The sequence below is a fragment of the Photorhabdus africana genome, from assembly GCF_035181445.1.
In the GTDB taxonomy this organism is placed as follows: Bacteria; Pseudomonadota; Gammaproteobacteria; order Enterobacterales; family Enterobacteriaceae; genus Photorhabdus; species Photorhabdus laumondii.
The window spans coordinates 32,210-54,468 of the sequence record NZ_JAXBVE010000021.1 but is presented as its reverse complement, the minus strand read 5'-3'; the positions used below and the strand labels follow the sequence as shown (position 1 = coordinate 54,468).

Annotated in this window: 14 protein-coding genes and 1 pseudogene; 10 read left to right on the top strand and 5 right to left on the bottom strand. The window is 44.4% G+C overall.

Translation table 11 applies throughout. The features are described from left to right. The first annotated feature begins 846 nt into the window (after positions 1-846). From SLS51_RS13385 to rluA, 3 genes and pseudogenes are all read left to right on the top strand, one after another. Positions 847-3,193 (top strand): annotated as a pseudogene (locus SLS51_RS13385) (DNA polymerase II). A 180-nt stretch (positions 3,194-3,373) separates the two neighbouring features. After that, complete coding sequence (gene rapA / locus SLS51_RS13380) at positions 3,374-6,286, top strand: RNA polymerase-associated protein RapA (protein ID WP_323839189.1); 2,913 nt, start codon at positions 3,374-3,376, stop codon at positions 6,284-6,286. A 96-nt stretch (positions 6,287-6,382) separates the two neighbouring features. After that, a complete protein-coding gene (gene rluA / locus SLS51_RS13375; protein ID WP_323839186.1) occupies positions 6,383-7,033 on the top strand; it encodes a bifunctional tRNA pseudouridine(32) synthase/23S rRNA pseudouridine(746) synthase RluA in 651 nt (216 codons plus the stop codon). 235 nt (positions 7,034-7,268) lie between these two features. Here the strand turns inward: rluA and djlA are convergent, their stop codons facing one another. Continuing rightward, entirely contained in the window at positions 7,269-8,090 is an 822-nt protein-coding gene (djlA, locus tag SLS51_RS13370) for a co-chaperone DjlA (RefSeq protein WP_113025553.1), read from the bottom strand. A gap of 298 nt (positions 8,091-8,388) precedes the next feature. Between djlA and lptD the strand changes: the two genes are divergently transcribed. The 6 genes from lptD to apaH all read left to right on the top strand — a co-directional run bounded on the left by lptD (position 8,389) and on the right by apaH (position 15,112). Continuing rightward, positions 8,389-10,713, top strand: coding sequence for an LPS assembly protein LptD (gene lptD / locus SLS51_RS13365; RefSeq protein ID WP_323839184.1), 2,325 nt, complete (start codon positions 8,389-8,391; stop codon positions 10,711-10,713). A 69-nt stretch (positions 10,714-10,782) separates the two neighbouring features. Next, positions 10,783-12,084 carry a peptidylprolyl isomerase SurA gene (gene surA, locus SLS51_RS13360; protein WP_323839182.1) on the top strand — a complete coding sequence of 434 codons (1,302 nt, stop codon included), beginning with the start codon at positions 10,783-10,785 and terminating at the stop codon, positions 12,082-12,084. Beyond that, complete coding sequence (gene pdxA / locus SLS51_RS13355; RefSeq protein WP_323839180.1) at positions 12,062-13,081, top strand: 4-hydroxythreonine-4-phosphate dehydrogenase PdxA; 1,020 nt, start codon at positions 12,062-12,064, stop codon at positions 13,079-13,081. The genes surA and pdxA overlap by 23 nt, the downstream gene beginning before the upstream one ends. Further along, positions 13,074-13,892, top strand: coding sequence for a 16S rRNA (adenine(1518)-N(6)/adenine(1519)-N(6))-dimethyltransferase RsmA (gene rsmA, locus SLS51_RS13350; protein WP_323839178.1), 819 nt, complete (start codon positions 13,074-13,076; stop codon positions 13,890-13,892). The genes pdxA and rsmA overlap by 8 nt, the downstream gene beginning before the upstream one ends. Before the next feature lie 12 nt (positions 13,893-13,904). Further along, a complete protein-coding gene (gene apaG, locus SLS51_RS13345; protein WP_323839177.1) occupies positions 13,905-14,282 on the top strand; it encodes a Co2+/Mg2+ efflux facilitator ApaG/CorD in 378 nt (125 codons plus the stop codon). A 2-nt stretch (positions 14,283-14,284) separates the two neighbouring features. Continuing rightward, positions 14,285-15,112, top strand: a complete 828-nt coding sequence (gene apaH / locus SLS51_RS13340; RefSeq protein ID WP_323839175.1) for a bis(5'-nucleosyl)-tetraphosphatase (symmetrical) ApaH — start codon at positions 14,285-14,287, stop codon at positions 15,110-15,112. Positions 15,113-15,155: 43 nt separating this feature from the next. Here the strand turns inward: apaH and folA are convergent, their stop codons facing one another. Then, positions 15,156-15,641, bottom strand: a complete 486-nt coding sequence (gene folA, locus SLS51_RS13335) for a type 3 dihydrofolate reductase (RefSeq protein ID WP_323839173.1) — start codon at positions 15,639-15,641, stop codon at positions 15,156-15,158. 179 nt (positions 15,642-15,820) lie between these two features. Between folA and SLS51_RS13330 the strand changes: the two genes are divergently transcribed. Next, positions 15,821-16,435: a LysE family translocator gene (locus SLS51_RS13330; protein WP_011144982.1), complete on the top strand. Its 615-nt coding sequence runs from the start codon at positions 15,821-15,823 to the stop codon at positions 16,433-16,435. A gap of 95 nt (positions 16,436-16,530) precedes the next feature. Here SLS51_RS13330 and carB read toward each other — a convergent pair whose 3' ends face one another. From carB to dapB, 3 genes are all read right to left on the bottom strand, one after another. Beyond that, on the bottom strand, positions 16,531-19,755 hold the full coding sequence (carB, locus tag SLS51_RS13325; protein ID WP_323839170.1) for a carbamoyl-phosphate synthase large subunit: 3,225 nt from the start codon (positions 19,753-19,755) through the stop codon (positions 16,531-16,533). 15 nt (positions 19,756-19,770) lie between these two features. Further along, positions 19,771-20,934, bottom strand: a complete 1,164-nt coding sequence (carA, locus tag SLS51_RS13320; RefSeq protein WP_323839168.1) for a glutamine-hydrolyzing carbamoyl-phosphate synthase small subunit — start codon at positions 20,932-20,934, stop codon at positions 19,771-19,773. Between the two features lie 434 nt (positions 20,935-21,368). Beyond that, positions 21,369-22,190: a 4-hydroxy-tetrahydrodipicolinate reductase gene (dapB, locus tag SLS51_RS13315; RefSeq protein WP_323839165.1), complete on the bottom strand. Its 822-nt coding sequence runs from the start codon at positions 22,188-22,190 to the stop codon at positions 21,369-21,371. Positions 22,191-22,259: the final 69 nt, after the last annotated feature.

Here is a 22,259-nt window from a genome sequence, read left to right as displayed (position 1 = left end):
CAATAAGCTATTTTATTTTTGCCTCCACTTTTATTCTTTATTGGTTCTATACTTACTACGCTAGATTTATGTTTTATTGCTAGATAAGATAAGAAAAATAGCTCTGGTTAAGTTATGAAATATAAAAACCTATCTCAATTAGCAATTATCCATAGTAGATTATCATCCATAACTCATCTCTGGCGAATTTTTGTAAAATGGAACACTTTATTATTCCTACCCATAAAGCCAGCCGCTCTCTCTAACGTTACCGGATGGGTTACTCGTCAGATAAAATCTAAATATTCTCAAACAATTTTTTCTACTAATAATAACAACATTTTAATAACCATGATTTTTAACAATTTAAATAAATAGTTATTTAGAGTATTAAATATTTAGGTTCGTCAGGCGTGCCTGCGAATATTGCTATTCTATATCCCTCCGTACCTTGTGTCGGCAATTTTTATATATTAGCCAGACAAATGGGTGGTGACTATGAGGCAATGGTATCTATTATCACATGGACTAGGTTATTACCCATCATTACTTTAATTATTGGTAGTGTTGAATTATATAAACACACTTAAGAATAAAGCTAGACAATATTAAAATAGCAATACTAATAACGAGTGAAATACGTTTTCTACAGCTATATTATTATAGATATATTCAATAATACCTGCCTATCTCACTTAGAGTTATTTTATTTTCCATTCTTTGCAATAAAGAGATAGTTTCGGCAATGTTTCGATTATCATTTATGCACCACATCACAATATAGTGAGATTAGGCAACTGTATAAATAACCATGATTCAATGCTATAATTGTAGTTATTTTCAACAAATATAAGCGCCTGCCTCTATATGCAACAGAATCATGCTGAACAAGGTTTTATACTGAAACGCCATTGGCGGGATACTCCCTCGGGTATTGAGGTGGAATACTGGCTGGTGACAGATCAGGGGCCACGTCATATAAAAATTCTTCACCAACAAGCTGTTGCTTTTATCTTGCAAGCTAATATGCCGCAGGTGGAAAAAATTCTGTCGCAAGAGCGCAACTACCATCTCCGCCCACTGACATTGAAAGATTTCAATCGCCAGCCTGTTGCCGCGCTTTATTGCCGGCAATATCGCCAATTACAACGAATTGAGAAAGTGCTACAGCAACAGGAAATTCAAGTTTATGAAGCAGATATCCGTCCACCAGACAGGTTTATGATGGAACGTTTTATCACTGCTCCCATCTGGTTCAGTCAGGCTCCTAATGGTAGCTATCAGATGAAGCCTAACCCGGCTTATCGCCCAACATTGAAATGGGTATCCCTGGATATTGAAACCAGCCGGCATGGAGAACTCTATTCCATTGGATTAGCAGGATGTGATCAGCAAAAAGTATTTATGCTTGGCCCTGCTGACAGTAATGAGCACCCGGTAAATTTTGATTTGGAATATGTAGCAAGTCGTCCGCAAATGCTGGAAAGACTCAACGAATGGCTGGAAAAGTATGACCCTGACGCCATTATTGGCTGGAACCTGATTCAGTTCGATCTGCGGATTTTACAAAAACATGCTGAACGCTACGGTGTTCCACTGAAATTTGGACGGGCTGGAGGGTTACTGGAGTGGCGGGAGCACGGCTTTAAACCGGGGCACTTTTTCGCTTCTACGGCCGGTCGGTTGATTATTGATGGTATTGAAGCACTGAAAACCTCTACTTGGAATTTTCCTTCTTTCAGTCTGGAATATGTCTCGCAAGAGCTATTGGGCGAAGGTAAATCCATTGATACACCCTATCAGCGTATGGATGAGATTGACCGCCGTTTCCAGCAAGATAAGCCCGCACTGGCACAATATAATCTGCAAGACTGTATTCTGGTAAACCAGATTTTCGATAAAACCCACTTAATGAAGTTCCTGTTGGAAAGGGCAACAGTTACCGGTCTCGCTGTAGATCGCAGTGGCGGTTCAGTCACCGCTTTCACCCATCTTTACATGCCAAAAATGCACCGCATCGGTTATGTCGCCCCAAATCCAAGCGGGAAGCCTGAAGATAACAGCCCCGGAGGTTTCGTGATGGATTCTCGCCCCGGCTTGTATGATTCAGTGCTAGTGCTGGATTATAAAAGTCTGTATCCCTCGATTATCCGCACTTTTCTTATCGATCCTGTCGGTATGGTGGAAGGTCTGGCACAGCCGGACAGCGAGCATGCGGTTCCCGGTTTTCGCAATGCCTTCTTTTCCCGCACACAGCACTGTCTGCCTGATATCGTGGCGCAAATCTGGCGTGAACGTGACGCAGCAAAAAACAGCATAACGCCCCATTGTCACAAGCATTGAAGATCATCATGAACGCTTTCTACGGTGTTCTTGGGGCGGAGGGCTGTCGTTTCTTCGACCCTCGCCTGACGTCTTCCATTACTATGCGCGGCCACGAAATTATGTTCCAGACCAGAAAGCTGATTGAATCTCAAAACTATCAAGTTATCTACGGTGATACAGATTCTATCTTTATTTGGCTGAAACAGGCGCATGAAGAAGAACTGGCTCTCAGTATCGGCAAAGAACTTGCGCGATTCGTTAACCAATGGTGGCAAAAACACCTGCAAGAACATTTTGGGCTTAAAAGCACCCTTGAGTTGAAATTTGAAACTCACTATCGCCGTTTTCTGATGCCAACCATCCGTGGGGCTGAACAAGGCAGTAAAAAGCGTTACGTCGGTCTGAGTGGCGACCGCATGGTCTATAAAGGTCTGGAAACGGTACGCACTGACTGGACGCCTCTGGCGCAAAATTTCCAGAAGCAACTGTATTCATTGATTTTTCATGAACAGCCTTATCAAGAGTTTATCCGTGGTTATGTTACCAGTACCCTAAAAGGAAAATTTGATGATAAACTAATCTACCGTAAAAGGTTGGGCCGGAAGTTGTCTGACTATCAGCGCAATGTACCACCCCATGTAAGGGCAGCAAGGCTTGCAGATGAATACAATCTGCAACATAACCGGCCCTTGCAGTACCAAAATGGGGGTTGGATAAGCTATGTCATGACACAATCCGGGCCGGAACCACTGGAAAATCTGCACTCATCACCAGACTATGATCACTATATCAATAAGCAACTTCAGCCTATCGCTGATGCTATCCTGCCGCCTTACAGGATGAGTTTACAATTTCGTTCACCGGACAGATAGTAACGCCTTTTGGCTAATGACTATTTTTTGCAGGTGACGACCGGCTTTGCTTCCATTAACATATCGCCCCTTTGACGAGTGATAAGGGAATTAACGGGGTGTCTTACTGTCTGCCCATTATCTCCGTTAGATCAAATAAAAAGCTGTCGTCCTCCACCTATGAATAACATTATCTAACAGAAACTGAGTTAAAATTTATGCCATTTACCCTCGGTCAACGCTGGATCAGCGATACAGAAAGCGAACTTGGATTAGGAACCGTTGTTGCACTGGACGCACGAATGGTCACTTTGCTCTTTCCTGCCAGCGGCGAAAACCGCCTCTATGCACGCAATGATTCTCCTATTACCCGTGTTATGTTTAACTCGGGAGATGTTGTCACCAGTCATGATGGCTGGCAACTCAAAGTAGATGAAATTCAACAAGAAAATGGCCTGCTAATTTATACAGGCACACGACTTGATACTCTGGAAGAAAATATCAGTCTGCGCGAAGTGTTCCTTGATAGTAAACTTACCTTCAACAAACCACAGGATCGCCTGTTTGCTGGTCAGATTGACCGTATGGACCGCTTTGCCTTACGTTTTCGCGCCCGTAAATACCAAAGCGAACAATTTAAACTGGCTGAAAGTGGTTTGCGGGGTATCCGCGCAAGCCTGATCCCTCATCAACTTCACATCGCAAATGAAGTCGGCAAGCGCTACGCACCAAGAGTCTTGTTGGCCGATGAAGTCGGTTTGGGTAAAACCATCGAAGCCGGGATGATCATCCACCAGCAATTGCTGGCCGGTCGTGCTGAACGTGTTCTGGTGATTGTGCCGGATAGCCTTCAACATCAATGGCTGGTAGAAATGCTGCGCCGTTTCAATCTGCGCTTTGCCCTGTTTGACGATAGCCGCTATATCGAAGCACGGCACGACAGTGACAATCCATTTGAAACAGAACAATTGGTACTCTGTTCACTGGATTTTGCCCGCCGTAATAAACAGCGTTTTGAGCATATGCTTGAAGCCAACTGGGATCTGATGGTGGTGGACGAAGCTCACCATCTGGCCTGGAGCGAGGATGCACCTAGCCGTGAATATCAGGTTGTCGAACAATTAGCTGAACAGATCCCAAGTGTACTGCTATTGACTGCAACACCAGAGCAGCTAGGACAGGAAAGTCATTTTGCCCGTCTACGCCTACTTGATCCAAACCGTTTCCACGATTATCAGACTTTTATTGACGAACAACAAAAATATCGTCCAGTTGCCGATGCTGTCACACTGCTGTTATCAGGTGAACAACTTAATAATAATCAATTAAATCTAATGGGTGAGTTGATTAGTGAGCAGGATATTGAGCCTCTGCTGAAAGCCGCCAATAGTCATAGTGATGAAAGTGAAACTGCACGACGTGAACTGATTTCCATGCTGATGGATCGCCACGGCACCAGTCGTATTCTGTTCCGTAATACCCGTAATGGTGTGAAAGGCTTCCCCCATCGGGAATTGCACCAGATAAAGTTGCCTCTGCCATCCCAATATCAGACCGCCATTAAAGTCTCCGATATTATGGGCGCTAAAAAATCGCTGGAAGCACGCGCATGGGATATGCTCTACCCAGAACAAATTTATCAAGAGTTTGAAGGCGAAAACGCTACCTGGTGGAACTTTGATCCCCGCGTAGAATGGCTACTCGGTTTTCTGATGGCAAATCGTCATGAAAAAGTGCTGGTAATTTGTGCGAAAGAAACCACCGCTCTGCAATTGGAACAGGTACTACGTGAGCGAGAAGGGATTCGTGGTGCTGTTTTCCACGAAGGTCTATCACTGATTGAACGTGATCGCGCCGCAGCTTATTTTGCTTCCGAAGAAGAAGGAGCTCAAGTATTACTATGCTCCGAAATTGGCTCAGAAGGCCGCAACTTCCAGTTCGCCAACCAATTAGTGATGTTCGATTTACCATTCAATCCTGATTTACTGGAACAGCGTATCGGACGTCTGGATCGTATCGGCCAAAGCCGTGATATCCAAATTAGTGTGCCTTATCTGGAAAATACCGCTCAAGCAGTCCTAATTCGTTGGTATCACGAAGGTTTGGATGCATTCGAGCATACCTGCCCAACGGGTCGTACTATTTACGATCACTATTATGAAACTCTGCTGAACTACCTTGCCAAACCCAATAATCAGGACCAGGAAAAATTTGGTGAATTTATTGATCAGTGCCGTCAGCAACATGAGCAACTCAAACAGCAACTGGAGCAAGGCCGTGACCGGCTGCTGGAAATGAACTCCAATGGCGGCGAGCATGGTTGGCGGCTGGCAGAAAAAATTTCAGAGTATGATAATGATACTGAATTGGTGAACTTCTCTCTCAACTTATTTGATATCGTTGGTATCAATCAGGAAGATCGCAATGACAATATGATAGTGCTGACACCATCCGATCATATGCTGGTCCCAGATTTCCCTGGATTACCAAAAGATGGTTGTACTATCACTTTTGATCGTGAACAGTCACTGTCCCGTGAAGATGCCCAGTTTATCAGTTGGGAGCACCCAATTATCCGTAATGGATTGGATCTGATCCTTTCCGGTGATACGGGTAGCTGTGCAGTATCCCTTTTGAAAAATAAAGCATTACCTGTTGGAACCCTGCTGGTAGAGCTGATCTATGTCGTTGAAGCACAAGCCCCTAAACGCCTGCAATTGACTCGCTTCCTTCCACCAACGCCATTGCGAATACTGATGGACCTAAAAGGCAATAATCTGGCTGATCAAGTAGAGTTTGAAAGCTTTAACCGCCAGCTTAATGCAGTGAATCGTCATACTGCAAGTAAACTGGTCAATGCGGTACAAAAAGAAGTTCACGCTATTTTGCAACAGGCCGAAGGTTTAGTAGAAACTCAGGCAAAATCATTGATTGAACAAGCAAAACAGCAAGCAGATGACAATCTTACTGCTGAACTTTCCCGTTTGGAAGCATTGAAGGCGGTCAATCCAAATATTCGTGATGATGAATTGGAAACCATTGAAGCCAATCGCCAACAGTTACTGCTTAACTTAAATCAGGCAAGTTGGCGTCTGGATGCTATTCGCCTTGTTGTCGTTACACATCAGTAAATATTAGCAATACCTGGAGGCTGGACCGGGATAGGGTAACCTTTACTAAGAACCTTATTCCCGAGCCTCCCCTGATATTCAGCTACCGGAGCCTCAATGGAAGCTTATAATCCTCCTACCGATCCCTGGTTACATGTGCTCTATCAGGATCAATATATCATTGTGGTCAATAAACCCAGTGGACTACTTTCTGTTCCCGGTCGGGCAGCAGAGCATAAAGACAGCATTATGACGCGGATACAACAACAGTTTCCAGCAGCAGAATCTGTTCACCGGCTGGATATGGCAACCAGCGGCGTAATGGTAGTTGCACTGACCAAAGATACAGAGCGTGAATTGAAACGTCAGTTCCGTGAACGAGAACCGGAAAAAACCTATATTGCGCGGGTTTGGGGACGTCTGGAACCAGAAACAGGTCTTGTCGATTTACCGCTGATTTGTGACTGGCCAAACCGGCCAAAGCAGAAAGTGTGTTTTGAAACCGGGAAATCAGCTCAAACTGAATACGAAGTACTCGCTTACGAAGATGAGGCAACCAGAGTAAAACTCTCACCAATAACCGGCCGTTCACATCAGCTCAGGGTGCATATGCTAGCACTTGAGCACCCAATTTTGGGAGACTGGTTTTACGCTCATCAGCAGGCAAGAGCAATGGCACCTCGCCTGCAATTACATGCACAAGAGTTATATATCACACATCCGGTCTATGGAACGCCAATGCATTTTCAGTGTAAAGCCGATTTTTAATTAATAGACAAATACGGTAACCGAATCCAATGAAGCCAATATCAAACACAAGGCCAAGCCACAACAAGCCAAAAGAACACGGATATTTGCCATTTTTTGCATTCCTCCTAAGTTAAAACAAAATAAAACATAAAATACTCTAATATTTTAGAGGAATAAAAAATAAACTCAACAGCGGTAGGGGATGTTATTCCCCTATACGTTTAGTGACCTGTTTTTAAAAATAAAAAATGGGCTATTTAAAACCCTTCTCTTTTTTAATGAGATCATAGGCAGCCTGAATTGACTGGGCCTTTTGTTTAGCAATCTCCATCATTTCCGGTGGTAAACCTTTTGCTACCAGCTTATCTGGATGGTGTTCACTCATCAATCTACGATAGGCACGTTTAATTGTCGTCGCATCATCCTTTTCACGCACCCCCAACACCTTACAGGCGTCCGCGAGTGTTGGCCCCTGAGCTGCCTTCTGATAACCGCCATACTGCCGTTGCTGCCACTCTCCTCCATCACCGAAATTGCGGCCACCTTCCATCATGGCAAGGAATTGTTCGAATTGGTTACGAGAGATCCCAAGTTCATCCGCAATAATAAACAGCACCGTCCTCTCGTTCGGATGCAATTGACCATCAGAAAATGCCGCCTGTAACTGGATCTCCAAAAACATGCGAATTAAGTCAGACCGGCCAAAACAGGCACGACGCAATTGTCTTAGTGTCTCACGCAAAGGAAAATTGGGCTCTTTACCTTCACGAAAAGCCTGCTGTGCTGCAATCCTGGCTTGCCCGTGAAGTTGCATTCGTTCCATTAACTGGCTCGCAAGTCGAATATCTGTTTCAGTCACCCGCCCTTTTGATTTAGTAATATGGCCCATCACCTGAAAAGTACTGCTGAAAAATAGCAGTTGGCGAGACTGATTATTTGCAAAAAAACCTTGGTTTCTCCGTACACTGGCCCTATCAAGCATATGGCCAATAAATAGACCAATGACAATACCCCAGAAGCCTGCTCCAGACACAACACCAAAGATCAGCCCAAGCAATTTTCCCCAATAATGCATATACTCCTCAATTCACCAATGCTCTGAGTGTAGTTTTGCATTATCATACTATTCATTCAGCTCTGTGCCTAACGGCAAGATATACCCTATGGATTTCAAGATGCATCGCGACGGCAAAGGAGCGAATCCCCGGGAGCATAGCAAACTATGTGACCGGGGTGAGTGAGTGCAGCCAACAAAGAAGCAACTTGAAAGAAGTAAAGGTATGACTTTACACTGGCGTATATTCATTGAGTACGCTAGTCTCTTGAGGTTTGCCCGGCATAATGCCACTGATGACGGAACCGCATAAATATCTATGAAGAAATGTTATCCAACTTTGCTGGCCACAATGGTATGGGCCGCACTTTATAGTCAGCATGCACATGCTGATCTCGCAGCGCAGTGTATGCTGGGTGTACCTGTTTATGATCAGCCAATCATTAATGGCGATTTAAATCAACTTCCTATCAATATTCTGGCAGATGATTCACGCGCAGATTATCCGCGTTCTGCTAAATTTATCGGTAATGTTAATATTAAACAGGGTAATAAAACCCTGACCGCCGATCAGGTACAACTTGATCAAACAGAAGATAAAGTTCCGTTAAGAACCGTAACTGCAACGGGCAATGTCCATTATGATGATCCCCTGATTATTCTGAAAGGTCCACGCGCTTGGTCTAATTTAAATAATAAAGATACCGATATGTATCAAAGTGATTATCAGATGGTCGGGCGTCAAGGGCGCGGCACCGCAGACAAAATGAAACTGCGTGGTGAAAACCGTTATGCCATTCTGGATAACGGTACTTTTACTTCCTGCCTGCCGGGTAATAATAGCTGGAGCGTTGTCGGCTCCGAAGTCATTCTCGATCGCGAAGAAGAAGTGGCAGAAATATGGAATGCCCGTTTCAGGGTGGCTAACGTTCCCGTATTTTACAGTCCGTATCTTCAATTACCGATCGGTAATAAACGCCGTTCCGGTTTTCTTATTCCTAACGCCAGCTATTCCAAAAATGACGGCTTTGAATTTGTGCTGCCTTATTATTGGAATATCGCACCAAATTATGATGCCACGATTACACCGCACTATATCAGTAAACGTGGTTTAAAACTGGATAATGAATTTCGTTACTTAACCAAAGCAGGCACAGGTACCCTTGCTCTCGACTGGCTGAATAACGACAAACAGTATGTCAAAGACAAACAGACAAACACACGTACCGCCAGAGAAAGTGATAATCGCTGGTTATTTTATTGGAGACACAGTGGTGTGATGGATAGGGTATGGCGTTTTAATATCGACTATACCAAAGTCAGTGATCCCGAATATTTTTCTGATTTCAGCTCTCAATATGGTTCCACCACCGATGGCTATGCCACACAAAAATTCAGTCTGGGCTATGCTCAACAGAATTGGAATGCCACGCTATCAACTAAACAGTTCCAGATTTTTTCTAAAGATACCAGTAGAAAAGCTTACAGAGCAGAACCCCAGTTAGATTTGAATTATTACAAAAATGATCTGGGTCCATTTGACCTTAGAGTTTATGGTCAGGCGGCGAAATTTACCAGTGTAGGTAAAAATAACCCAGAAGCCACCCGCTGGCATCTGGAACCCTCCATGAACCTGCCACTCTCCAATGGCTGGGCCAGTATAAATAATGAAGTTAAGCTGATGGCGACTCACTATCAGCAGGATATTCCCAAAGCTATCGAGAATGCTGAATATAAAGAATCCGTTAACCGGGTTCTGCCACAGTTCAAAAGCGAAGCCAAAATGGTATTTGAGCGTTCAACGTACCTGAACGACAATTACACCCAAACGCTAGAACCGCAGGTTCAGTATCTGTATGTGCCATACAAAGACCAAGATAATATCAATAACTTCGACTCATCTTTACTGCAAACTGACTACAACGGCCTGTTCCGTGACCGCTTTTATGGTGGCCTGGACCGTATTTCATCGGCCAATCAAGTGACTACCGGTCTCACTACCCGTATTTATGATGAAGGTTTGGTTGAACGATTTAACCTGTCGTTAGGTCAAATCTATTACTTTGAACGTCCACGCACCGGTAAAGAAACCATCATCAACAGTAAAGATAGTACCGGCATGATGACTTGGGCCGGTGATACTTACTGGAAAATTAATGATTCCTGGGGCTTGAAAGGTGGTATGCAGTACGATACTCGCCTGAACAACGTAACGATGGGGAATGCAGTACTAGAATATCGCCGTGATGAAGACCGACTTGTGCAGTTAAACTATCGTTTTGTTGACAGAGATTATATCCAAGCTACAGCTAAGAGTGCTCCGGCTTTCCAGCAAGGGATTTCTCAAGTCGGTCTGGTTGCAAGTTGGCCGTTAAGTGAGCGCTGGGGTTTAGTAGGTGCTTACTATTACGATACCAAAGAACAGCAACCAGCAAGTCAGTTAGTGGGTTTGCAGTACAACACTTGTTGCTGGGCAATTAACGTTGGCTATGAACGTAAGATTGTTGGTTGGAAAGACAACAATAGCGAATATGACAACAAATGGTCATTTAACTTTGAACTTCGTGGCTTAAGTAACAATCATAGTCTGGGTAGCAAAAAAATGTTGCAGTCTGGCATCATGCCATACCAACGTGCATTCTGATGCCAATAAAGGTTTGATATTAAACACGATAAACCCGCTATTGCGGAACCTACATATGATGGGAAAAGTATGAAGAACTGGAGAACGCTCATTTTCGGATTGATGTTTTCAGTGAGTACTGCCTTCGCGGCACCTCAGCAAATGGATAAAATTGCTGCGGTTGTTAATAACGGGGTGGTACTGGAGAGCGACATCAATAACCGTTTACAATCTGTCAAACTGGATGCGCAACATGCCGGCCAGCAAATACCGGATGAACAAACACTACGTCATCAGATCCTTGAGCGTCTGATTATAGATAATATCCTGCTACAAATGGCAAAACAGATGGGGATCACCATTCCTGATCAAGCATTGGATTCTACAATTGCCAATATTGCAGCCCAGAACCACATCACAGTGGATCAAATGAAACAGCGCATTACTGCTGACGGAATGAGTTTCGATACTTACCGTGATCAGATCCGTAAAGAGATGCTGATAGCAGAAGTGCGCAATAATGAAGTCCGCCGTCGTGTCACCATTTTGCCTCAAGAGATCGACGCCTTAGTTAAACAAATTAGCAACCAGAATACTAACGATACTGAACTGAATATCAGCCACATTCTGATCCCATTGCCAGAAAATCCTGATCAGGCACAGATGGAAAAAGCCATGACGGTAGTGCAGAAAATTATGTCTGAACTTAAACATGGTGTTGATTTCGGTAAATTGGCTATCGCCTATTCTGCCGATCCACAAGCGCTGAAAGGCGGTAATATGGGTTGGAGTAGGCTTCAGGAGTTACCAACTCTGTTTGCTGAACAACTGCAATTAGCTCAGAAAGGCGCCGTTGTTGGCCCAATCCGTTCCGGTGTTGGTTTCCATATTCTCAAAGTTAATGATATCCGGGGCGGTAATCCAACCATCGCTGTCACTGAAGTTCATGCCCGCCATATTCTATTGAGAACTTCCCCTGTCATGACCGATGATCAAGCGCGCACCAAGTTGCAGCAAATCGCCAGTGATATTCGCAGTGGAAAAACTGATTTTGCCGATGCCGCCAAAGAGTTTTCAGACGATCCAGGCTCCGCCTTGCGTGGTGGTGATCTCGGCTGGACTGCTCCTGATATCTACGATCCTGCTTTCCGTGACGCATTAATGCGACTGAACAAAGGTGAAATCAGCCAGCCAGTTCACTCATCTTTTGGTTGGCATCTGATCCAACTGCTGGACACTCGCAAAGTTGATAAAACAGATGTCGCTCAGAAAGATCGTGCTTACCGTATGTTATTCAACCGTAAATTCACCGAAGAAGCACAAAGCTGGATGCAGGAACAACGCGCCTCAGCTTATGTGAAAATTTTAGATGGCAGCGATGCACAACAATAAACCGATTATTATCAATAAACCAATTGTTATTACCCCCGGCGAGCCTGCCGGGGTTGGGCCTGATTTAACAGTGGCTCTTGCTCAACAAAGTTGGCCAATGCAATTGGTCGCTTGCGCAGACCCCAACCTGCTTCTCGACAGAGCCAGACAACTTAACTTACCTTTGCAACTACAAGAATATTCTGCTGACAAAATCCCCGAACCACAAGCTGCCGGGACATTGACAATACTGCCAGTTCCTCTTCATGTACCCGCAATCGCTGGCGTATTGAATCGAGAAAACGGTAGATATGTCACCGAAACACTGGCACAAGCTTGTGACGGTTGTTTAAACGGAGAATTTTCAGCATTAGTCACAGGACCCGTTCATAAAGGGAATATCAATGATGCCGGCGTGCCTTTTATCGGCCATACCGAATTCTTTGCCGATCGCAGTGGATGCCAGCGAGTCGTCATGATGCTTGCGACAGAAGAACTGCGGGTTGCCCTGGCAACGACGCATCTACCCATTGTTGATGTACCAAAGTCCATCACTTTCGATAGTCTGCGGGAAGTGATTACTATTCTTAACTATGATTTAAAAACAAAGTTTGGCCTGGCAAAACCTTGTATTTATGTTTGCGGTCTGAATCCCCATGCGGGAGAAGGCGGCCATATGGGACGGGAAGAGATCGATGTCATTATTCCTGTGTTAGCCAGTCTGAGAGCAGAAGGCATCGTGCTGGAAGGTCCTTTACCAGCAGATACCCTGTTTCAACCTAAATATCTTCAACATGCAGACGCCGTGCTCTCAATGTATCACGACCAGGGATTACCCGTGTTAAAGTACCAAGGTTTTGGCAGAGCAGTGAATATTACATTGGGCCTGCCGTTCATCCGTACTTCGGTCGATCATGGCACAGCACTGGAACTAGCAGGGACAGGTCAAGCTGATGTGGGAAGCTTTATCACCGCATTGAATTTAGCAATTAAAATGATACAAAACAGTAATGAATAATAGAGTCCACCAAGGGCACTTTGCCCGTAAACGTTTCGGGCAGAACTTCTTAAACGATCAATTTGTCATTGATAGTATTGTTGCCGCTATCAATCCACAGCCCGGCCAAGCAGTGTTGGAAATTGGCCCCGGTCTTGGTGCATTGACAGAACCGGTTGGCGAACGCATGGATAAAATGACCGTGGTTGAACTCGACCGCGATTTAGCCGCACGTCTACAAGTTCATCCACAATTAAAAGATAAACTTACCATCATCCAGCAAGACGCCATGACGGTTAATTTTGGCGAATTGTCTCAGCAAAGGGGGAAGCCGCTACGCGTCTTTGGTAATTTACCTTATAATATCTCCACGCCGTTAATGTTCCACCTTTTCAGCTATACTGATGCTATTGCTGATATGCATTTTATGTTACAAAAAGAGGTGGTGAACCGCCTGGTAGCTGGCCCCGGAAGTAAAACTTTCGGGCGTTTGAGTGTCATGGCTCAATATTATTGTCAGGTTATCCCTGTGCTGGAAGTACCGCCAACCGCGTTTACTCCCGCACCTAAAGTCGATTCAGCCGTTGTACGTCTGGTACCGCACAAAAGCATACCGCACCCCGTCAAGAATATTCGTATGCTGAGCAGGATCACGACTCAAGCTTTCAACCAACGGCGTAAAACTATCCGTAACAGCCTCGGTGATCTTTTTACTGTAGAACAGCTAGCAGAACTTGGTATCGATCCAAGTACTCGTGCAGAGAATATTTCTGTTGAGCAGTACTGTAAAATGGCAAACTGGCTATCAGAACAACCTGAAATGCAGTCATAACAGGAGTCAATTATGATTAATACGCCCAGGGTTTCTATTCAGGTACAAAGTGTTTATGTAGAAAGCCAATCGTGTCCCGATCAACGGCGTTTCGTTTTTGCCTATACAATTACTATTCGAAATCTTGGGCGCGAACAGGTCCAGTTAATTAATCGTTACTGGCTGATTACCAACAGCGACAGCCATCAAACGGAAGTTCAGGGGGAAGGTGTTGTTGGTGAGCAACCCATAATCCAGCCAGGTACCGAATACCGTTACACCAGCGGTGCGATATTGGAAACGCCCTTGGGTACGATGGAAGGCCATTATGAAATGGTTGACCACAATGGCGAGCCATTTCGCGTTGCTATTCCGGTTTTCCGTCTGGCTATCCCAACGATGATTAATTGATCATGTCTACATATCTCATTGGTGATATTCATGGCTGCTACCGCGAATTACGTGCTTTATTAACTAAAGCTAATTTTGATCCTAAAAAGGATACATTGTGGTTAACGGGGGATTTAGTTGCCCGAGGCCCAGACTCTCTTAACGTTCTCCGATATGTTAAACAGTTAGGTTCAGCCGCAAGAATGGTATTAGGCAATCACGATCTCCATTTATTGGGCGTTTATGCCGGGATCAGCCGTAATAAACCTAAAGATAAAATTGATACGTTACTGTCTGCACCAGATGCCGATGAATTAATTAATTGGCTACGCAAACAACCGTTACTACAGTTCGATGATGATCTAAAACTGCTCATGACACATGCCGGTATTACGCCTCAATGGGATTTGGAAACAACCAAAATGTGCGCCAGAGAAGTTGAAACCATGCTCAACAGTAGCTGTTACCCTCTGTTTCTCAATTCCATGTATGGGGATATGCCAAACAACTGGTCACCAGAACTCTCTGGGCTGGCACGTTTACGTTTCAGTACTAATGCATTGACACGTATGCGTTACTGTTTTCCAAATGGTCAGTTAGACATGTTGTGCAAAGATAAACCTGAAAATGCGCCTGCGCCGCTAAGACCTTGGTTTGAACTGGAACAGCAGATCCCATCAGAGTATGCCATCGTTTTTGGTCACTGGGCATCATTGGAAGGCCAGGGAACACCCGATAGATTTTATGCATTAGATACAGGCTGTTGTTGGGGAGGACAACTGACGATGTTGCGTTGGGAAGATAAGCAATATTTTACACAATCATCGTTACCGGCAGTAAAACAGCATTAAGCCAGACACGCCGTGAAAAAAGCTCATCGGCGTGTTCTATCAATTAGAGGCGACGTTGTAAAATCTCAAAACAGTAGCTGTGAGAATTTAATTCATCGGCATCATGGTACTCAGTAAATTCAGAATCCCATTCATCCGGTTCATAGTCAGGAAAATGCGTATCACCTATCACTTCTGCATCGATGTGAGTCAGGTACATACGACTCGCTCGTGAAATAAATTGGTCATAAACTTTACCACCACCCATGACCATAACCTCTTCTGCATCACCTGCTACAGCCAGTGCTTCATCAACTGAACTGACCCAAGTTACACGCTCGTCATTACCCGGCTGACGACTCAATACTATATTGAATCGGCCGGGTAACGGGCTACCTATGGATTCATAAGTCACCCGCCCCATAATAACGGGTTTATTCAATGTATTACGTTTAAACCAGGCGAGATCCCCCGGTAGATTCCACGGCATTTTATTCTCCATGCCGATAACCCGATCCATAGCTAAAGCAGCGATCAAGCTGATATTCATTAAGCCACCTTATTAGGCAAATAGTATAAAAATTGATGACACTATACGGAAAGGGATGTACCCAGTCGATAGGCTCAACGCTTTCTTAAGTACAAAAGATTAATTTATACTTGGTCTATTACTTAAGACATTTATTGATCAAAATAATAACAAAGCTAATATTAACCATAGGGTACATTATGCTGGAAACATCACTAGTCGTCATCATTATCTCAACGTTGGGTATGCTCTCTCCCGGCCCCGATTTCTTTTTGGTAGTCAAAAATGCCATACGTTATCAACGTTCTGCCGCCATGATGACAGTTGCGGGCTTAATCGCCGCTATCACTTGTCATATGGCTTACTGTGTCGCCGGGTTAGCTATTGTTATCACCACAACGCCGTGGCTATTTAATCTGATGAAATATGCCGGAGCGGCTTATCTTATTTGGATCGGGATCAATAGCTTGCTTTCTCGCGGTGGCAATAGCATTCTCCCAGACAATCAGCCACGACAGATTATCACTTTCAAAAAAGCGTTTATGCAGGGGTTTTTATGTAATTTGCTCAACCCCAAAGCAACGTTGTTCTTCCTGGCAATATTTACTCAGTTGCTAAATGTCAATTCTGGTGTTGGTGAAAAATTATGGTATGCCTCTATTATCTGGGGATTGTCAGTCATCTATTGGCCAATATTAGTCATATTGATTCAAAGTGCACCGGTACGCCGCGGATTAGCTAAGGCTCAGAAGATTATCGATAAATTACTAGGCATTGTTTTGATTGGATTAGGTGTCAAAGTGGCACTGGGATAATAACAGTGATTCTTTCTCTTTAATTTTTCAATAAACATAAAAAAGTGCGCTAAACAGAGCGCACTTTTTATTACTTCAATTAATCAGAATAGAGACTAACTATTAATCATCGCATGCATTTCCTGTACAGAAATCACCTGCTCAGTTGGATCGGCACTCAGTGCCATTGTGGTAGCAAATCCACCATTTAATGTGGTGTCATAATGCACTTTATATTGCAGTGCACTACGGCGAATAAGTTTGGAATCCTCAATCGCCTGACGACCCGCAGTCGTGTTTACAATATAGCTATATTCACCATTTTTGGTTCTATCCTGAATATGCGGACGCCCTTCGTGAACTTTATTCACCAGACGAGGGTTAATCCCCGCTTCACCTAGCACAACCGCAGTACCGTGAGTCGCATCCAGTTCAAAGCCCTGTTTCAGCAATTTAGCGGCCAAATCCACAACCCGCCCTTTATCACCTTCACGCACGGACAACAGTGCTCTACCATTTTGCGGCATTCTGGCGTTACATCCCAATAGTGCCTTTGAGAAAGCTTCGGCAAATGTACGCCCAACCCCCATCACTTCTCCGGTTGACCGCATTTCAGGCCCAAGAATCGGATCCACACCAGGGAATTTGTTGAAAGGCAACACAACTTCTTTCACCGAATAGTATGGTGGAATGATCTCCTGAGTTGCACCTTGCTCAGCCAGAGATTGACCAACCATCACACGAGCCGCAACTTTCGCCAATGGTAAACCGGTCGCTTTAGAAACAAATGGCACGGTACGAGCCGCACGCGGATTGACTTCAATCAGATAAACTTCGTCATTCTTAACGGCAAACTGGACATTCATCAAGCCACGTACACCCAATTCAAATGCCAGCTTTTCTACCTGCTGACGCATGACATCCTGGATTTCCTGACTTAGGGTGTAAGCAGGCAATGAACAAGCTGAGTCGCCGGAATGCACACCTGCCTGTTCAATATGTTCCATAATGCCGCCGATCAATACACGCTCACCGTCACAAATAGCGTCAACGTCCACTTCCACTGCATCATCAAGGAAACAATCAAGCAATACTGGAGCATCATTAGAGACATTGACCGCCGTCTGGAAGTAACGACGCAGGTCAACTTCGTCGTATACGATTTCCATCGCACGACCACCCAAAACATAGGATGGACGAACCACCAGCGGATAACCGAGAATGTTTGCCTTCTCAACTGCCCGTTCTATCGTGGTCACTGTGGCATTTTCGGGTTGTTTCAGGCCAAGGCGATTTACCGCCTGTTTGAAACGTTCACGGTCTTCCGCGCGATCAATCGCATCCGGGCTGGTACCAATAATGGGAACACCGGCGATTTCCAGTTCACGCGCTAATTTCAGCGGAGTCTGCCCACCATATTGAACAATCATCCCTTTTGGCTGCTCAACACGCACAATCTCAAGAACATCTTCCAAAGTCACCGGTTCGAAATAGAGACGGTCCGAAGTATCGTAATCTGTTGAAACGGTTTCCGGGTTACAGTTCACCATGATGGTTTCATACCCATCTTCACGCAGTGCCAGAGCCGCATGAACACAACAATAGTCGAATTCAATCCCCTGACCAATACGATTAGGGCCACCACCCAATACCATGATTTTTGGCTTGTCACTATTCGGATTAGCTTCACACTCATCTTCATAAGTGGAATACATGTATGCAGTATCAGTCGCAAATTCTGCCGCACAGGTATCAACACGCTTGTAAACCGGATACAGATTATATTTGTGGCGCAGTTTGCGGATCTCTTTTTCGGCCACACCGACCAGTTTCGCCAGACGTGCATCAGCAAAACCTTTACGCTTCAGATAGCGCAGGAAGTCAGCCGTCAAGCTGTTAATACCCTGCTCTGCTACTTGTTCTTCCAATCGCACGAGTTCTTCAATTTGCACTAAGAACCAGCGATCAATATCAGTCAGGTTAAAAACACCATCAACAGACATACCCGCACGGAAAGCATCCGCGATATACCAGATACGCTCAGCACCTGCATCTTTTAATTCGCGACGAATTTTAGTCAATGCTTCTGGATCATCTAAACTGACTTTCGGGTCAAAACCGGTTGCCCCCACTTCCAAACCACGCAATGCTTTTTGCAGAGATTCTTGCTGAGTACGACCAATCGCCATCACCTCACCAACAGATTTCATCTGGGTTGTCAGACGATCATTGGCTCCAGCAAATTTCTCGAAATTAAAGCGAGGAATTTTAGTCACTACGTAGTCAATAGAAGGTTCAAAGGAAGCTGGCGTGCGACCACCCGTGATATCATTCATCAATTCATCAAGGGTATAACCCACAGCCAATTTAGCGGCAATTTTAGCGATCGGGAAACCTGTCGCTTTCGAAGCCAGCGCAGAAGAGCGAGAAACGCGTGGATTCATTTCGATGATAACTAAACGGCCATTTTTCGGGTTCACCGCAAACTGTACGTTAGATCCCCCTGTTTCTACACCGATTTCACGCAATACCGCCATCGAAGCGTTACGCATGATTTGATACTCTTTATCCGTCAGCGTTTGCGCCGGGGCGACCGTGATGGAATCACCGGTGTGAATCCCCATCGCATCAAAGTTTTCAATAGAGCAGACGATAATGCAGTTATCGTTTTTATCCCGTACAACTTCCATTTCATACTCTTTCCAACCAATCAGAGATTCATCAATCAAGAGTTCGTTGGTTGGTGAAAGATCCAGGCCACGCTCACAAATTTCCTCGAATTCTTCGCGGTTATAGGCAATACCACCACCGCTTCCTCCCATAGTAAAGGAAGGACGGATAATACAAGGAAAACCGACTTGATCAGCAACTGCCAGCGCTTCTTCCATTGAATGGGCGATACCAGAACGCGGAGTTTCCAAGCCAATTTTTTTCATTGCTATATCGAAACGGTGGCGATCTTCCGCTTTGTCAATCGCATCGGCGGTAGCGCCAATCATGGTAACGCCAAACTCTTCCAGTACTCCTTGACGCTCCAGTTCTAGCGCACAGTTGAGTGCAGTTTGTCCGCCCATTGTTGGCAGAATCGCATCGGGACGCTCTTTTTCAATGATTTTACGTACCACTTCCCAGTGGATCGGCTCAATATAAGTGGCATCGGCCATTTCTGGATCAGTCATAATGGTAGCAGGGTTCGAGTTCACCAAAACGACACGATAACCTTCTTCCCGTAACGCTTTACAAGCTTGTGCTCCTGAATAGTCGAATTCACAAGCCTGACCAATAACAATTGGACCCGCTCCCAGGATCAGGATACTTTTAATATCAGTACGTTTTGCCATTTTATGTTCTCCTGGTTACTTGGTGTTATGACGATTATTTTTCTGACAATACTGCTCAATGAGTTCAATAAAGTGATCAAATAACGATGCAGTCTCATGTGGACCGGGGCTAGCTTCTGGGTGTCCCTGGAAGCTGAATGCAGGTTTATCGGTACGATGGATCCCTTGCAACGTGCCGTCAAACAGAGATTTATGAGTAATGCGCAGATTTGACGGCAGTGATTTTTCATCCACAGCAAAACCGTGGTTTTGTGCAGTAATCATGACAACATTACATTCAAGATCTTTCACCGGATGGTTACCACCATGATGGCCGAATTTCATTTTCATAGTTTCAGCGCCACTGGCTAATGCCAACAATTGGTGTCCAAGGCAGATACCAAAGATCGGAATTTCTGTCTCAAGCAGGGTTTTGACTGCATCGATTGCATAACCACAAGGTGCCGGATCTCCCGGCCCATTGGACAAGAAAATACCATCTGGATTCAGTTTCAGTACATCTTCCGCCGATGTCTGAGCAGGAACAACTGTCAGGCGGCAGCCACGATCCACCAGCATTCGCAAGATATTACGTTTTGCACCAAAGTCATAAGCAACAACATGATAAGGCAGATCCTGTTCTTGCTTATCTTCAGGTAATCCCTCCGCCAGCTTCCAGCTCCCCTGTAACCACGGATAAATCTGTTTAGTTGTCACCTCTTTTGCTAAATCCATCCCCTCCAGCCCCGGAAACGCTTGCGCTTTTTCCAATGCAACCTGAGCGTCAATCTGTTTACCTGCTATAATACAACCATTCTGTGAACCCTTTTCTCTTAACAAACGCGTCAGCTTACGGGTATCGATATCTGCTATCGCAACAATATTATGACGTTTAAGGTAATCGGAAAGCGTTTCTTCGCAGCGGAAGTTACTGGTCAACAGTGGTAGATCACGAATCACTAGCCCTTGGGCCTGTACTTTTAGTGATTCTTTATCGACTGAGTTAACACCGACATTACCGATATGGGGATAAGTAAGAGTGACAATTTGGCGGGAATAGGAAGGGTCTGTGAGAATTTCTTGATATCCGGTCATCGAGGTATTGAAAACCACTTCCCCAACTGCCGCCCCTTCCGCGCCTATGGCACGACCGTGGAATTGGGTTCCATCTTCTAGAACCAATATAGCTGACTTAATCAAAACACCCTCCAAAGAATAATTACTCGCAATTAGTGCATATTAATTCAGATTTATTCCTCAAAATCAATGCCAAAGCTGCTTTTTAGGCAAAATTTTGGCAAATTGCGCGAATTCTAATGATGAGAGAGAGAGTTGTCTACAAAAAATGTTACTTTTCTTATTTTTTTGCACACTTCGCCAGACAGACCAATGAAATAAGACTGAAAATAGCAATAAAGTTAATTTATAAAATGGTAATGAGCATAGAAGATTTGATTTTCAGATGAAAAGCTGAAAATAATCACTAAAAGGAGAAGAAAGCAGAAAATTAAGGTTATAAATAAGACAAAAATGGAAAAAATAAACCAAAAAACAATAGAATTAAACAAAGAAATTAAAAATCGCACAATAAAATATTTAATTATGCGATATCAATAAATTACAAAAATAGCTTTTTAAAGTAAATCGAGATTCAGTACATCTTTCATATCAAAAAGACCACTATTTTTACCACTTAGCCACAAAGCAGCCTTTACCGCGCCATTTGCAAACGTCATCCGACTGGAAGCCTTATGAGTTATCTCTACTCTCTCCCCAATATCGGCAAACATAGCGGTATGCTCCCCCACGATATCCCCGGCACGGATAGTCGCAAAACCAATACTTTTCGGATCACGTTCACCGGTATAACCTTCACGGGTATAGACAGCACACGCTTTAAGATCCCGCCCCAAAGCATGAGCAATAGACTCTCCCATTGCTAAAGCTGTTCCTGATGGTGCATCCACTTTATGACGGTGATGCGCTTCGATAATTTCGATATCACTATACTCGCCCATCACTTTCGCTGCTTTTTCCAATAATTTAAGCACCAGATTTACACCAACACTAAAATTCGCGGCAAATACAATCGGGATATCAGCAGAAGCCTCTTCAATTGCCTGTTTACCAGCCTCATCAAAGCCAGTTGTGCCGATCACTATCGCTTTACCGTTCCGGCGACAAATTTCAAGATGAGTCAACGTGCCTTCCGGGCGGGTAAAATCGATAAGGATATCAAAATCATCAACGATACTTTTCAGGTTATCACAAACAGTCACACCGGTATGACCAATACCCGCCAACTCTCCAGCATCTGCGCCAATCAGAGAAGAACCGGAGCGTTCCAAAGCTGCACCAAGAGCAACACCATCTAATTGATATATGGCCTGAATCAACTGACGTCCCATACGCCCACCAGCGCCAACAATAGCAACACGAATATCTGTATCAGCCATAAGCCCTCTCGATGAATTAGTCTCTTTCGTGATTTAACACGGTGATCAGTCAGATGAATGTTTTAAATA

Bases quoted from the DNA above. Each gene is read 5' to 3' on its own strand.
- dapB (WP_323839165.1), bottom strand. From the start codon at position 22,190: ATGGCTGATACAGATATTCGTGTTGCTATTGTTGGCGCTGGTGGGCGT.
- djlA (WP_113025553.1), bottom strand. From the start codon at position 8,090: ATGCATTATTGGGGAAAATTGCTTGGGCTGATCTTTGGTGTTGTGTCT.
- apaG (WP_323839177.1), top strand. From the start codon at position 13,905: ATGATTAATACGCCCAGGGTTTCTATTCAGGTACAAAGTGTTTATGTA.
- carB (WP_323839170.1), bottom strand. From the start codon at position 19,755: ATGGCAAAACGTACTGATATTAAAAGTATCCTGATCCTGGGAGCGGGT.
- rapA (WP_323839189.1), top strand. From the start codon at position 3,374: ATGCCATTTACCCTCGGTCAACGCTGGATCAGCGATACAGAAAGCGAA.
- surA (WP_323839182.1), top strand. From the start codon at position 10,783: ATGAAGAACTGGAGAACGCTCATTTTCGGATTGATGTTTTCAGTGAGT.
- lptD (WP_323839184.1), top strand. From the start codon at position 8,389: ATGAAGAAATGTTATCCAACTTTGCTGGCCACAATGGTATGGGCCGCA.
- apaH (WP_323839175.1), top strand. From the start codon at position 14,285: ATGTCTACATATCTCATTGGTGATATTCATGGCTGCTACCGCGAATTA.
- rluA (WP_323839186.1), top strand. From the start codon at position 6,383: ATGGAAGCTTATAATCCTCCTACCGATCCCTGGTTACATGTGCTCTAT.
- rsmA (WP_323839178.1), top strand. From the start codon at position 13,074: ATGAATAATAGAGTCCACCAAGGGCACTTTGCCCGTAAACGTTTCGGG.
- SLS51_RS13330 (WP_011144982.1), top strand. From the start codon at position 15,821: ATGCTGGAAACATCACTAGTCGTCATCATTATCTCAACGTTGGGTATG.
- folA (WP_323839173.1), bottom strand. From the start codon at position 15,641: ATGAATATCAGCTTGATCGCTGCTTTAGCTATGGATCGGGTTATCGGC.
- pdxA (WP_323839180.1), top strand. From the start codon at position 12,062: ATGGCAGCGATGCACAACAATAAACCGATTATTATCAATAAACCAATT.